The organism is Pseudomonas brassicacearum, from assembly GCF_000585995.1.
Classification (GTDB): Bacteria; Pseudomonadota; Gammaproteobacteria; order Pseudomonadales; family Pseudomonadaceae; genus Aquipseudomonas; species Aquipseudomonas brassicacearum_A.
This window is the reverse complement of sequence record NZ_CP007410.1, coordinates 4772805-4785758: the sequence shown is the minus strand read 5'-3', so window position 1 is coordinate 4785758 and position 12954 is coordinate 4772805. Positions and strand designations below refer to the sequence as shown.

Here is a 12954-nt window from a genome sequence, read left to right as displayed (position 1 = left end):
GGCCCCTAGCCATTGTTCAACGGCAACTGCGGACTGTCCGGATTCAACTGTTGCCGCCTGAACTGTCCCGGTGGCTGACCATGTATCTGGCGAAAACGCCGGGAAAAATAAGCCTCATCGGCAAACCCGCACAACCTCGCCACTTCTCCCACGGGCCGTGTTCCATTCAACAAGTAGTTGCGCGCCGCATGCATGCGGCGCTCAAGCACCAGTTCAGTGAAGGTCTTGCCGATTTCCTTGCGCAGCCAGTGGGTCAGGTATGTGGGTGACAGGTACGTCGCGGCGGCGACCTTGATCAGGTTGAGGTCGGGGTCGGCGATGTTTTTGCGCAGGTATTCGGACATCCTGCTCAACGCATCGCGGCGGCTGACTTCGGCGGCATTCTCTTCGGCCAGGCGCTTGAGTGGCTCAGCGTACAAGGCGCAAACGCTGCCGATCAGTTGCAGCAGCAAACCTTTCAGCATCTCGCGGGTGCCGAACTGGCGGTTCTCGTCCAGGACACGCATTTGTTCGATCAAGGTGCAGACTTTGGCGAAATCCTCATCGCCCAGGATGAAGTCCAAGTGTTCCTGGAAACGGAATGGCGACAGTTCGGGCGCCATTAGAATCGAGACTTCTTCGAGGTCCATGGGGTCGCACTGCAAGTGCGGCAGCAGGAAGGTCTGGGAAAAATTGATCACCATGAAATTGCTGTCGGCCGGGTGCGGAATCACGTGCACGCGGTGGGGCAGGATGAAGGCCAGGGTATTGCGCGGAAACGGACGTTCGACATTGCCAATGTGCTGCACGGTGTCGCCACCGAGGTTGATCTGGATCTGGAAATACTCGTGGCGATGGGGGCTGGTTTCGGCGCGTCGGCCTTTCTTGTCACGGATGTAAAAGTCCGTCAGTTCGCTGCGTTGCTGCATGACATAGGTGGGGACTCGGCTCGGTGATGACATCTCCTGGGAATCCTCTACAAGTGCATGGTGATGACAACGATTGTGACGGGGCATTTGGCCGCCTTTCAAGAAGTTATACGATGAGATGGCGCCGAGGGTGAATTTTTTGCCTCCTGCCGATGGAGGGCGGCTGTCCAAAAGCGATATCGGATGGGGTGTGTGTATTTTCCTTTAAAAACAATTAGTTATAGAAAACAAAAAAATAAACTGAGAACTTTCGCCGATTTGATTTTTTTGGACAGGTTCCCTTGTTACTGTTTTCACAGGGAAAAATGATCTAACGCCTTGGTTGATTTCGGATTGTTGTACGACCACTGTTGAGCCCTCGCAACCCCAGCCACATCCAAAAACAATCAAAGGTGCGCATGTCATGAAGCTGTTCCCGTCCCTCGTTGATCCTCCTGGCTGCTCTTGTTGCAAGGCGTCTTCGAACGCCTGACACGCGCTGTCCGCGCCGCTCATTCCAGTAGCGAACATCCTGCCCCGTCATCGCGGGCAATGGCTTCGCCTGCTCGTAAACATTTCGACGCTTCTAACAATAACGAGGTTTATTCATGTCGAACTCCCACACTTCCCAAGCCACCGCAGCGCCGGTGATTGCCGGCGCCCGGGACGCCGTAGTGCCTGAGCGACTGCCGTCGCGTCGGCGTTGGTTCATGCTGTCGTTGCTGCTGATCGCGACGATCATCAACTACATCGACCGGGTGAATATCTCGATTGCCGCGCCGTTCCTCGCTAAGGACCTGGGCCTGGATAAAATCGAAATGGGCCTGATTTTTTCCGCGTTTGCCTGGACCTATGCAATCGCCTTGGTACCCGCCGGGTTCATCGCCGATCGCTTCGGTTCCCGGTTCACCTACGGGGTGTCGCTGATCAGTTGGTCGACGGTCACCGTGTGCCAGGGCTTTGCCACGGGTTTCGCTTCACTGTTCGGCCTGCGCCTGGCCGTCGGTGCGATGGAAGCGCCGGCGTTTCCGGCCAACAGCCGAGCGGTCACGGTGTGGTTCCCGGCGCGGGAGCGCGGCCTGGCCAGTAGCATTTACGTCTGTGGCCAATACCTGGGCACGGCGTTGTTTACCGGTGCGCTGCTGTGGCTGGCCACCACCTATGACTGGCGCCATGTGTTCTATAGCACCGGTGCACTCGGCATCGTTTTCGGGGTGGCCTGGCTATTCCTCTATCGCGACCCGATGAACTGCAAGAAAGTCAGCAAGGAAGAGTTGAAGTACATCGAGGCTGGGGGAGGGCTGGTCAAAAGCAGTCAGGAGCGCACCCGGTTCAACTGGCGGCAGATCGCCGAGCTGTTCAGCTATCGGCAGGTCTGGGCGATTTGCATCGGCAAGTTCGCCAGCACGTCGGCGCTGTACTTCTTTCTCACCTGGTTCCCGACGTACCTGATCGAAGAGCGTCAACTGACCATGATCAAGGCGGGCGTCTTCGCCGTACTGCCGTTCGTGGGCGCGACGGTGGGCATCCTGCTGGCCGGGATCGTCTCCGATCTGCTGATACGCCGGGGCTATTCGCTGTCCTTCGCGCGCAAATTGCCGTTGGTGGTCGGGTCGATGCTGGGCATGTCCATCGTCCTGGTGAATTTCACCGATTCGAACGTGATCTGCATTGCCGTGCTGACGGTTGCTTTCTTCGCCCAGGGCATTGCGTCGTCCTCATGGGCAGCGGTGTCGGAAGTGGCGCCCAAGGAACTGATCGGATTGACCGGCGGCATCACCAGCCTGGCGGCCAACATCGGCGGCATCGTTACTCCGATTGTGATTGGGGCGATCGTCCACAAGACGGGCTCCTTCGCCTTGGCCTTCTGGTTCATCGGCGGTGTGGCGTTGATTGGCACCTTGTCCTACTCGTTGCTGCTCGGTCGTTTGTATCGCATTGAACTCAAGGTGCGCTGAACCCGGAAAAAACCGTTTTTCTCCAACACGAGGCGGCATTCCTCCAACTTCGCCTGGGATTGCCGCCGTACGCTGACGTTTCTATCAGGACTTTTACCAGGATGAACATGCCCGAGTACGTTTTTACCCCGGACCTGCCAGTGACCTTGCCGGTTCTCGGCACCCAGCAGCGCTTTCCCGTCGGCCGGGTTTTTTGTGTCGGCCGCAACTACCCTTGGCCGGATACCCAAGGCGAATCCCGAGTGCCACCGGTGTTCTTCATGAAACCCGCCAGTAGCGTGGTGGAGGCGGTCGGCGAAGTGGCGTTTCCATCGGTGACGGAGGAGTTCGTTCACGAAATCGAATTGGTCGTGGCCATCGGCGAGGGCGGCGCCAACATCCCGGAAAGCCAGGCGCTGGCCTATGTGTGGGGCTACGCCGCCGGCCTTGATCTGACTCGGCGTGATGTCCAACTCAGGGCCAAGCGCAACGGGTTGCCGTGGGAGGGCGCCAAGGTGTTCGACGGCGCCGCACCAATGACCGCCATCGTGCCGGTTTCCCGGGCGGGGCATCCCGACGGCGAGTTGTGGTTGAACGTCAACGGCCAGGAGCGCCAGCGCGACAGCCTCGACAGCCAGATCTGGTCGGTCAGTGAAGTGATCGCCCGCATCTCCCAGTCGGTGGCGCTGCGGGCCGGCGACCTGATCATGACCGGCAGCCCGGCAGGCGTCGATGCGCTGCAACCGGGCGATGTCATCACCGCCGGAATCGATGGTATCGGCCAACTGGAAATGCGCGTCGGTCAGCGACCTTGAGTCCGGCGCTCGTCTTATTGATTTGAGAAAGGGAGAAACGACATGTCCACCCCATTGAAAGTGGCTTTGGTGACTGGCGCGGGTAGCGGGATTGGTCGTGCCGTGGCCCTGGGCCTGATGGCTGATGGATACACGCTGGTGTTGGCCGGCCGCCGGCCAGAGCCGTTGCAGGCATTGGTCGAGTTGGCGGCCTGCGAGGGGCGCGAGGCCTTGGCGGTGCCTACCGATGTGCGCGCCCCGGACAGTGTCGATGCGTTGTTTGCAGCCATCGCCGAGGCCTACGGACGCCTGGACGTCGTATTCAACAATGCCGGCGTCAACGCGCCCGCCGTGCCGCTGGATGAACTGACGTTCGAACAGTGGCGAAACGTGATCGACACCAACCTCAACGGCGTTTTCCTCTGCGCCCGTGGCGCCTTCGGCCTGATGCGCCGGCAACAGCCCCAGGGCGGACGCATCATCAATAACGGATCGATCTCGGCCCACACCCCACGGCCATTCAGCAGTGCCTACACCGCCAGCAAACATGCGGTGTTGGGATTGACCAAATCCCTGGCGCTGGACGGCCGCGAATACAACATCGCCTGCAGCCAGATCGACATCGGCAACGCCCTCACCGAAATGTCCGTGCGCATGACCAAAGGTGTGCGCCAGGCCAACGGCAGCATCGCGGTGGAGCCGATGGTGGACGTCAAGCACGTGGCCGATGCGGTGCGCTACATCGCCGGCCTGCCGTTGTCGGCCAATGTCCTGAACATGACCGTCATGGCCACGGCCATGCCTTTTGCCGGCCGCGGTTAAGCCGGCTTTTTTATTCGTTACACGAGGTCTACATGAAGCCAGAAGTCTTGCAGCTCAGCCCGATCCTGATCCCTGAAATCAACACACGGCTCAACGAGCTGTTCACGATCCGACGCTACTTTGAACAGGCCGACAAGCCGGCCTATTTGCAGGCGCATGGCGCCAATATTCGCGGGGTGATCACTGGCGGCCATACCGGCATCAGCCAGGCGCTCATGGCACAACTGCCCAAACTGGAAGTGGTGGCGGTCAACGGCGTGGGCACCGATGCGGTGGACCTGGCCTACGCCCGGGATCGTGGAATCCGTGTCACGGCCACCATCGGTGCGCTGACCGAAGATGTCGCCGACCTGGCCATCGGCCTATTGATTGCCGTGTGCCGTGGGTTGTGCACCGGTGATCGTTACGTGCGTTCGGGCCAATGGCCCCAGAGCCCGACGCCGCTGGCCCCGCTGCCATTGGCGCGTCAGGTGTCCGGCATGCGCATCGGCATCGTCGGCATGGGCCGGGTCGGCCGCGCAGTCGCCACCCGAGCCGCAGCGTTCGGGTGCCGGATCAGCTACACCGACCTGCAGCCCATGAGCGATGTGAACCACACCTTCGTCGCCGACCTCAAGCAACTGGCCCGCGACAGCGACGCCCTGATCCTCGCGGCCGCTGCCGACAAGGGCGAAGCCATCATCAATGCCGAGGTACTGCAAGCCCTGGGCAAGGGTGGGTATTTGATCAACGTGGCCCGGGGCAAACTGGTCAACGAGAGCGACCTGGTAGCAGCACTCACTGCCGGTGACATCGCCGGTGCGGCGCTGGATGTGTTCGTCGATGAACCGAACGTTCCCGAGGCGTTGTTTGGCAATGAACAGGTGGTGCTGCAACCGCACCGCGCGAGTGCGACCTTGCAGACCCGCACGCGGATGGGGGAGATGGTGGTGGCGAGCCTGGTGGACAGTTTTGCTGGGAAAGTGCCGCAGGGGTGTGTGACGGGTTGAATGCCCAGGCTGCTTCAGGGATATGTGACGATTCCTTGAAGTGGCCGTGCGCTGCGTCAGTTATATCCGGGCGGGAGCTATGTTGCGCCATGGTTACAATACTGAGGTTGTGAAAAAACACAACCAGAGTACCATCGGCTCAAAGACAGGGAAGCCCATGGATATACTCACGCCATCACGGTTTGACGACGCTGCGATTTTGTACCCGAACGACAAGGCTGGGCTTGATCGTTGCCTGCGTATTTTGAGGATGGCTCGCCCCAAGGTGTTCGCGGACCTGCAAAAGCTTTTTGGTACGCACGGTGTCGACTTGTTCAAGCCCAGGGCCGCGATGAATTGGGTTGTGATCGACGTAGGCGGCAACAATCTCAGGGTGATAGGCGGCGTCAACTACACCCGGCAGAAGTTCTACGTCAAACACATCTACACGCATGCCGATTACGACGTTGCCAACAGCTGGTATGCAAGAAACAAAGGGGTAAAACGATGAGTGCAGCCCGGAACGACTTTCAAACCGTGATTGCAACGCTTGGTGAGTTGCACGCGGTGTTGGAGCGCCTGCGGGGGGAATTTGTGCACGGCATTAAGACTCCCGCCGACTATGAGCGTGCGACCGGCCTGCTCGATGAACTCACCGACGGGCGTGAACTGAGCAAGACCGAGGAGAAAATTCTCGCTGAGCTCGAGGATGAAATCCTGGCCTACCAGCGTGACTCCGACCAGTTCCGCGACTCGAATGCCGCTTTTGAGGCAGCCTGCACCCCTGTGCAACTGATCAAGGATTTGATGGAGACGCTCGGGCTCACCGGTTCAGACCTCCCTGAAATTGGTGATAAAACGGCGGTGTCCAAGGTCCTCAGTGGGGATCGGCCCATCAGTCACAAGATGGCTTACGCGCTGGCAGAGCGGTTTGCGATGGAACCGAGTGCTTTCCTATTGGCAGCCCCGGCAAAGGCGACGCCTATCCAAACCGTTCGCCCCGCCGCCAAGAAAACCTCAGCTCATTACCGCTTTCGTAGCGACGCTTTGACCGCCCATCCAGTTGCAGAGGCCGGTACCGGTGAATACAAAGTGGTGACTCCGAAAGGGCGCAGAAAGACAGTTGAAGATCCGGAAAAGGGCTAGGCAATTATTCACCCCTTCAATCCAGGGGCAGGCCGGCTAATGAACATCACAATGAGGGTCGTTGCTCATGGCAAACATTCAAAAGGCCGCCCAGATCGGATACTCATCCCAAGCCCACACTTATGCCAAGGGGCGTCCGGACTACCCAAGCGAACTACGTGCCTGGCTTGAAGAAGAGCTGGGCCTTGTTCCGGGTTCGGCGGTTATCGATTTAGGAGCCGGCACAGGAAAATTCACTCGATTGTTGAAGGCCATGGAGCTCGATGTTGTTGCAGTCGAACCCGTTGAAGCCATGCGCGCCGAATTTGCCAAAAGCCTACCGGACGTCAGGATGGTGGAGGGGACGGCTGAAAGCATCCCGTTCGGCTCTGGAACAGCACAAGCGCTGGTGTGCGCCCAGGCCTTCCACTGGTTTGCAAACGAAAGAGCGCTTGCCGAGATTCACCGAGTGCTCAGGCCGAATGGCCGACTGGGGCTGATCTGGAACGTACGTGATGAGTCGGTGGACTGGGTGGCTGCCATCACTGACATCATCACGCCGTACGAAGGCGATACTCCACGTTTTCATACCGGAGCGTGGCGGTCACCCTTCGCGGGAAACGACTTCTCGACGCCCGAACTGACCTGTTTTCAATACACGCATTCAGGAACTGCCAAGGAAGTCATCATGGACCGGTTCCTGTCGGTGAGCTTCATCGCCGCCTTGCCTGTAGCCGAAAAGGCCAAGGTGAGCGATCAGTTGCAGGACCTTATAGACACGCATCCATCCTTGAGGGGGCGTGACACTATTGATTTCCCCTATCAAACCCAAGCCTATCTGTGTCGCCGTTTGGATTGAGGGCAGAGCGGGTCAACGCCATACTTTAATGTGGGTGTTTTTCAAGGACGCCATGACGTTTGAAAGGGAATTTTCATGATAGAAACCATCCCCACGTTCCAGACCCACCGCCTCATCCTCACGCCGCTTGAGCTGACGGATGCTGCGGCTATTCAACAGCTGTTTCCGTGTTGGGAAGTGGTGCGGTATCTCGACAAACGCGTGCCCTGGCCTTACCCGGATGACGGCGCGCTGACATACATTCGCGACCACGCACTCCCCGCCATTGCCGCGGGGCGCGAATGGCATTGGATGCTCCGCACGCTCGAAGACCCGGCGCACAGCATTGGCAGCATCAGCTTGTACGACCAACCGGGGAACAACCGGGGCTTCTGGCTGGCGCCTCAGTGGCAGGGAAACGGCTACATGCGCGAAGCCTGCAAGGTGATCAACACCTATTGGTTCGAAACACTGGAGCGCCCCGTCATGCAAGTGCCCAAGGCGGTGGGCAACCAGGCTTCACGCAGGGTTTCGGAGCATGAAGGCATGCGCCTGATTGCAACGCAGCAGGGTGAGTTTGTGTGTGGGCCATTGCTTAAGGAGATCTGGGAAACAACGCGTGAGGAGTGGTTTAGGAAAAAGGCTGCGTTCTGAGTAGCATTCGAATGGAGGCCTGGGTGCCTTCAAGTGACATTTCATCAGCCTCGTTTCCAGGATCCGTTCATGCCACTGAGCTTTCATAAAATGCACGCCAATGGCGATGACTTCGTTGTCGTGGATTCACGAAACTCGGTCAATCCAGTGACAAGCGCCATGGCCCGGCGAATGGGTGATCGGAATCGAGGCATCGGCTTCAATCAACTCGCGGCACTGCTCGATTGCGACGATGCCGATGCGCGTTTGGTTTTCTGGAATGCAGACGGTTCTGCGCTAGACGTTTGCGGCAGCGCAACTCGAGGTGCGGCGGACCTGCTCATGCGCGAATCCAATACGAGTTCGATAGTGCTGCGCACCAACCGCGGTCTACTCACCTGCGAGCGAACCTCGACCGGGGAAATCTCGGTCGACATGGGTCTGCCGCTTTTCGACTGGCAAGATATTCCCTTGGCTCGGGAACTGGACACCGCTGCTTTGCCACTTTCGGGTAGCCCGGCAACATGCAGCATGGGAAATCCGCATTGCACTTATTTTGTAGACGACTTGGCAGCCGTGGATATCGCGACGATCGGACCGGCAATCGAAACTGATCCGCTATTTCCCATTGGCACGAATGTGCATTTCGTCCAGGTCATTAACCGCAAGCACATCCGGTTGCGCATTTGGGAGCGTGGGGCTGGTATTGCGCTCGGTTCGGGGTCCTGCTCGTGTGGCGCCGCTGTTAACGGGATTCGGCGTGGCTTGTTGGACAGTTGCGTTGAGGTTGAGTGTGACGGCGGCAGTGTGACGGTTCGATGGGACGGCGAGGGTACGGTCTTCCTCATTGGGCCGGTGGAGGTCAGTTTTTCGGGGATGACGGCAGATAGCTTATTCACAGCAACCGCGTGACAAACAGAGGCCGATCACAGCCGGCCTACGCGTATGCATCCACGCCCACACGCGCCTACAACCATTGCTGATAGACCGTCGGCTATCGTTCCTTGGCGTTTTAATATTGTCTTGCGTGTTAGCCTGGATTCCAGGATTCCAGGATTCCAGGATTCTTATTCGCCTTTGGCCTTTGGATTGAAGCATGCCGCTGAAAACCCGCGATTTCATTCTTGAAGTGCTCGAAGATCTGTCCATCGGCGATTTCTCTTCCCGTCCCTTCGACTGTGCCTTCGAATTGCTCGCCGCGCCGCCCAGTCGCAAGCGCTTGGTCATGGTCGGATTCAACGGCTCCCTGGCCGATGCCATCCACACCAATGCCGGTGCGGTACGAGCAGGCTACGAAGATCCCACATTTTCCAATGTCGCTCATGGGCTGGAAGGTGGCTGGGGTCCGAAAACCTTGGCCCGGCGGCTGACTGAGTTGCCGACTCAATTGGGTTTTGACTGGCGCGACACCCTTTATACCAATGCCTTGCTGCTTTGCTCTGGCGATGCCGCGTCGATAAAAAAAGTCGCGCAGCAATCTGCTGCGACAAGTCTGGAATCGCTGACGCGCAAGTCCATGGATTTTTTCGAGCGGGTAACGGTTACGCTCGCCGAGCCCGAGTTGATCATTGCTTACAGCAACGGGTTGGGAGGTCCTTCGGCCGCCAAAATCTTATGGGAGCGATTTGGGAGTGGAGAGACCCTGGACCACGTCGACGCCTCTTCCTACCGGGCGACTTACGGGTTCATCGCGACATTTGGCAGCCGTAAGGTACCCGTTGTGGGGATACGGCATATGTCCAGGTTTGTGCCGAGCGTCGAGGCCATAAAACGGGCTTGGGAACGACAGAAAGCGACACCAGTGTCGTTGACGTGACAGCAAGCCTGAACGCGATTGATTTACAATGCCTGTCCTTCAACCGAGGCTGGCATTTCGTGGATGCTTTTTCCCTTGTCTATCAACACCTGATCCAGTGGGTCATCGCCCCCATCACCGATCAGTTTTTCAGCATCTTCAACTTGAACGGCCGCCTCGGGATCCTGTTTCTCTGCGCTTCCTACGGCGTCGCCTATGGCTTGTTCCGATACAGAAAGCATCGTGGCCTGACCGTCGCCCGTTCGTTCTGGCAATTCACTGGCGGCAGCCAGGTGCATCTGCATCGTTCGGCACTGCTGGATTATCGCTACTACTTCGTCCGGGCCATTCTCAAGATTGCCTTGGTGTTGCCCATTGTCCATCTGGTCGATCCGTACATCCTGCGCTCCGGGGATTACCTGGCTTTTTTCAGCAACCTCTGGGGCGCGCGTCCGCGCCTGGGGGAGAATTTTTCGCTTGCCTTGCTCTATGGGCTGGGGGTGTTCCTGGTGAAGGACTTCGTCCACTACTGGGCGCACCGGGCGTTTCATTCGCGCTGGCTCTGGGCGTTTCACAAAGTTCATCACTCGGCGCCAGTGTTGGTGCCGGCCACCGCGAGTCGGGTGCATTTTGTGGAAAAGATCGTCGAGAAGCTCGGCGTCACCGCCTGCCTGGGTCTCTTCGCGGGTGGCTTCTGGTATGTCTGTGGTGGTGAGATCAGCCGCTACACGTTGTTCGGCGTGACGTACCTGGTGTTCATCTTCAATAGCCTGGCGGCCAACTTGCGTCACACCCATGTCTGGCTGTCTTTTGGTCCGGTGCTGGAACATGTGCTGAACAGTCCGGCCCAGCACCAGATCCACCACAGCGATGCACCGCGTCATTTCAACCGCAATTTCGGCGTCAACCTGTCGCTGTGGGACTGGATGTTTGGCACGCTCTATGTCACCAGCACGCAGCCTGAGCACTTGCGTTTCGGCACCGGAGAACAGGACCACCAGCGTTACCTGACGGTGTATAGCCTGATTGTCACGCCTTTCGTCGAAACTGCTCGCAAGTGTCTACCCGCGTTTTCATATCAACGCCATCACGCCACAATGCGCCCAACGCCTGCCATCGGATCAGCGAGTGCTGAAACGGGTGAGGCCGAGGGAAAATCCAGCAAGGAACGCCCATGAATTTCTTCAAGAAGCTTCTCGGTTCACTGAAAGGCCCTGAACCCCAAGACGCACAGCCCACACCGCAATCCAACGAGCTTGGCGACCTGACCGAGGCTGAAGCAGCCAATCTGGCCATCCGAGAAGCCGGCGAAGCATGCCTGGATCGTCATTGGCGTTCTGTCGGCACAGTCGAGCGGGATGTCCTTGCCTACCTGATCAGCCCGACTTTTTCGGGCGGCCCGTACTGGCCTTCGACCCGTCAGGCCTATCGCGTAGTTCGCCGTGGCGACACAATCATTCTCGCCACTGAAGGCCTGTCCGATCCATTCGATGATACCGAAGGAATGGGCAACGGTTTCGAGATGGAGTTATTCATCGAAACCGCGGATATACCCGAGCACGCTTATGGCCCCCTAGGTGAGGTCGATCCCTTCAAGCGCAGTTGGGCATTCGAGGTGATAGAAAACGTCGCCAAAACAGTGGCCGACGCGGGCGGCATCACGCACCAACTCGAACAGCACGGGACGCTATCCCTTGAACTTCCCGGGGTCAGCCAGTCGCATCACATGAGCGATCAACTGCCCCAGCTCTTCGTGACAGATGACGACGCCGCCGGCGTTCTGCTCGGCGCCCCGGAGCCGGATTTCCCTACCCAACTGGATGACATGCCCTTGTCCCCGGTTACATTGGTGCCGGTGGTCTTGATCACCGCGGCGGAGCTGGAGTATGTCCGTTCCGGTGGACGAGCGGCGCGGGAGGATCTGGTGAGCCGTTTGAAGGCGGCAGGTGTTGGGCATTTGAGCAGCCTGCATCGGGCGAGTGTTGTGTGACGCCGAAGGTACCGATAAAAAACCACCCCAAGTGAACGGGGCTTTTGTAAATTAATACCGCGTTCTACCCAACTCCCTTTCGAGACATCAATGACTGACTACCGTGGGTTAATCCTCGAAGACACCCGTGAAGGCGCCACCGACCGTGCCATCGCGGAACTGGAAGCCAGTCTTGGCGCCCGCTTGCCGGATGACTATCGCCAGTTTCTCAAGAGCTGCAACGGCGCCTATGTGGAATACGACGTGCTGGCTACGTTAGCCAACGGCGATGAGGAATTGCTCAGTTTTTCACTGTACGGGTTGGGCCCGGACAAAGAGTATGAATCCAACCCCTTCGAACTGGAGCAACTGCGGGCTCAGCCCGGCTTCCCCACCACCGGATTGCTGCCCATCGGTCGCGACGGCGGTGCGAGTCTATTGTTGCTGGACCTGCGGGACGGGCGCCAGGACGTGGCTGCGATGGTGGCGGGCTTACCTGCCTGGACCGGTCGCCGTCAGCAGGGCGATGAGTATGTAGTGTTGGCGGAGTCCTTCAATGGTTACTTGGATTTGCTGCATCTGTCTCAAGAGCGGATCGAGGAGCATATCAATCACTTCATCATCAGCCCTGACAGTATTGAAGCAACGTTGGAGTGGTTGGATAAGGGGAGTCCGGGGTGGCGGGAAAAGTACCGGGAATTGTGGAATGCGAGGGTTGTGGATAGGTTGATTTGACGGCTGATTGGGTGGGTTAATCCTGATTTCGGATGGATATCCAATTTGGAACGTACCGCGAGGATCAGACCAGAACAAGCTTGAGCCGCACGACAGACAAAATTGACGTCTGACGCCGGCTTCGGGTTCGTATAGCCCGACCCTATCGACACCTCCAGCAATTTGTAATGATTCGGCGAGAACACTGGCATAGGTTGTGAATGCCGCACCATGAGCTTTTGAAAGCGCCTGCAATGGCGCAATGCGTCAACGCCTTTAATTCGGCCGAGATCTCATAGCGTACAACACCGCACAGACAGCTTCCGCAGTGGTGTTCATTCATCCTTGGCGCCGTTCAGGTTCCCGTCGGGGACGCTAGCGCAACGATATGTAGAGGGCCAACACGTTGCGTCCCCGAAATGATGCAAATTACTCTCGTATGCTTAGCCGTTTCTAATGACGATTGTGAAAA

At 58.2% G+C, this 12954-nt stretch carries 14 protein-coding genes and 1 pseudogene; 13 read left to right on the top strand and 2 right to left on the bottom strand.

Translation table 11 applies throughout. The annotated features are described in order from the left end of the window. Window positions 1-5: 5 nt before the first annotated feature. On the bottom strand, window positions 6-941 hold the full coding sequence (locus CD58_RS20250; protein WP_025214805.1) for a helix-turn-helix transcriptional regulator: 936 nt from the start codon (window positions 939-941) through the stop codon (window positions 6-8). 554 nt (window positions 942-1495) lie between these two features. Between CD58_RS20250 and CD58_RS20245 the strand changes: the two genes are divergently transcribed. The 13 genes from CD58_RS20245 to CD58_RS20185 all read left to right on the top strand — a co-directional run bounded on the left by CD58_RS20245 (window position 1496) and on the right by CD58_RS20185 (window position 12503). Next, on the top strand, window positions 1496-2845 hold the full coding sequence (locus CD58_RS20245; protein WP_025214804.1) for an MFS transporter: 1350 nt from the start codon (window positions 1496-1498) through the stop codon (window positions 2843-2845). A 101-nt stretch (window positions 2846-2946) separates the two neighbouring features. After that, on the top strand, window positions 2947-3639 hold the full coding sequence (locus CD58_RS20240; RefSeq protein WP_025214803.1) for a fumarylacetoacetate hydrolase family protein: 693 nt from the start codon (window positions 2947-2949) through the stop codon (window positions 3637-3639). A gap of 42 nt (window positions 3640-3681) precedes the next feature. Beyond that, complete coding sequence (locus CD58_RS20235; RefSeq protein WP_025214802.1) at window positions 3682-4440, top strand: SDR family oxidoreductase; 759 nt, start codon at window positions 3682-3684, stop codon at window positions 4438-4440. Window positions 4441-4472: 32 nt separating this feature from the next. After that, window positions 4473-5429, top strand: coding sequence for a 2-hydroxyacid dehydrogenase (locus CD58_RS20230; protein WP_025214801.1), 957 nt, complete (start codon window positions 4473-4475; stop codon window positions 5427-5429). A gap of 157 nt (window positions 5430-5586) precedes the next feature. Beyond that, window positions 5587-5919, top strand: a complete 333-nt coding sequence (locus tag CD58_RS20225; protein WP_025214800.1) for a type II toxin-antitoxin system HigB family toxin — start codon at window positions 5587-5589, stop codon at window positions 5917-5919. Next, complete coding sequence (locus CD58_RS20220; protein ID WP_025214799.1) at window positions 5916-6554, top strand: helix-turn-helix domain-containing protein; 639 nt, start codon at window positions 5916-5918, stop codon at window positions 6552-6554. The genes CD58_RS20225 and CD58_RS20220 overlap by 4 nt, the downstream gene beginning before the upstream one ends. Window positions 6555-6621: 67 nt before the next feature. Continuing rightward, window positions 6622-7392 carry a class I SAM-dependent methyltransferase gene (locus CD58_RS20215; RefSeq protein WP_025214798.1) on the top strand — a complete coding sequence of 257 codons (771 nt, stop codon included), beginning with the start codon at window positions 6622-6624 and terminating at the stop codon, window positions 7390-7392. A 78-nt stretch (window positions 7393-7470) separates the two neighbouring features. After that, window positions 7471-8025: a GNAT family N-acetyltransferase gene (locus tag CD58_RS20210; RefSeq protein ID WP_025214797.1), complete on the top strand. Its 555-nt coding sequence runs from the start codon at window positions 7471-7473 to the stop codon at window positions 8023-8025. Window positions 8026-8094: 69 nt separating this feature from the next. Beyond that, window positions 8095-8916 carry a diaminopimelate epimerase gene (dapF, locus tag CD58_RS20205; RefSeq protein ID WP_025214796.1) on the top strand — a complete coding sequence of 274 codons (822 nt, stop codon included), beginning with the start codon at window positions 8095-8097 and terminating at the stop codon, window positions 8914-8916. Between the two features lie 184 nt (window positions 8917-9100). Then, window positions 9101-9820 (top strand): hypothetical protein, encoded by a 720-nt coding sequence (locus CD58_RS20200; RefSeq protein WP_025214795.1) that lies wholly within the window; start codon window positions 9101-9103, stop codon window positions 9818-9820. A 59-nt stretch (window positions 9821-9879) separates the two neighbouring features. Beyond that, window positions 9880-10977 (top strand): sterol desaturase family protein, encoded by a 1098-nt coding sequence (locus CD58_RS20195; RefSeq protein WP_025214794.1) that lies wholly within the window; start codon window positions 9880-9882, stop codon window positions 10975-10977. Further along, a complete protein-coding gene (locus CD58_RS20190) occupies window positions 10974-11789 on the top strand; it encodes a suppressor of fused domain protein (RefSeq protein ID WP_025214793.1) in 816 nt (271 codons plus the stop codon). The genes CD58_RS20195 and CD58_RS20190 overlap by 4 nt, the downstream gene beginning before the upstream one ends. 90 nt (window positions 11790-11879) lie before the next feature. After that, on the top strand, window positions 11880-12503 hold the full coding sequence (locus CD58_RS20185; RefSeq protein ID WP_025214792.1) for an SMI1/KNR4 family protein: 624 nt from the start codon (window positions 11880-11882) through the stop codon (window positions 12501-12503). A gap of 75 nt (window positions 12504-12578) precedes the next feature. Here the strand turns inward: CD58_RS20185 and CD58_RS31960 are convergent. Then, window positions 12579-12737 (bottom strand): annotated as a pseudogene (locus CD58_RS31960) (GFA family protein); the annotation flags it as partial. Window positions 12738-12954 lie beyond the last annotated feature (217 nt).

Bases quoted from the DNA above. Each gene is read 5' to 3' on its own strand.
- CD58_RS20215 (WP_025214798.1), top strand. From the start codon at position 6,622: ATGGCAAACATTCAAAAGGCCGCCCAGATCGGATACTCATCCCAAGCC.
- CD58_RS20225 (WP_025214800.1), top strand. From the start codon at position 5,587: ATGGATATACTCACGCCATCACGGTTTGACGACGCTGCGATTTTGTAC.
- CD58_RS20190 (WP_025214793.1), top strand. From the start codon at position 10,974: ATGAATTTCTTCAAGAAGCTTCTCGGTTCACTGAAAGGCCCTGAACCC.
- CD58_RS20200 (WP_025214795.1), top strand. From the start codon at position 9,101: ATGCCGCTGAAAACCCGCGATTTCATTCTTGAAGTGCTCGAAGATCTG.
- CD58_RS20235 (WP_025214802.1), top strand. From the start codon at position 3,682: ATGTCCACCCCATTGAAAGTGGCTTTGGTGACTGGCGCGGGTAGCGGG.
- CD58_RS20185 (WP_025214792.1), top strand. From the start codon at position 11,880: ATGACTGACTACCGTGGGTTAATCCTCGAAGACACCCGTGAAGGCGCC.
- CD58_RS20230 (WP_025214801.1), top strand. From the start codon at position 4,473: ATGAAGCCAGAAGTCTTGCAGCTCAGCCCGATCCTGATCCCTGAAATC.
- CD58_RS20220 (WP_025214799.1), top strand. From the start codon at position 5,916: ATGAGTGCAGCCCGGAACGACTTTCAAACCGTGATTGCAACGCTTGGT.
- dapF (WP_025214796.1), top strand. From the start codon at position 8,095: ATGCCACTGAGCTTTCATAAAATGCACGCCAATGGCGATGACTTCGTT.
- CD58_RS20250 (WP_025214805.1), bottom strand. From the start codon at position 941: ATGTCATCACCGAGCCGAGTCCCCACCTATGTCATGCAGCAACGCAGC.
- CD58_RS20245 (WP_025214804.1), top strand. From the start codon at position 1,496: ATGTCGAACTCCCACACTTCCCAAGCCACCGCAGCGCCGGTGATTGCC.
- CD58_RS20240 (WP_025214803.1), top strand. From the start codon at position 2,947: ATGAACATGCCCGAGTACGTTTTTACCCCGGACCTGCCAGTGACCTTG.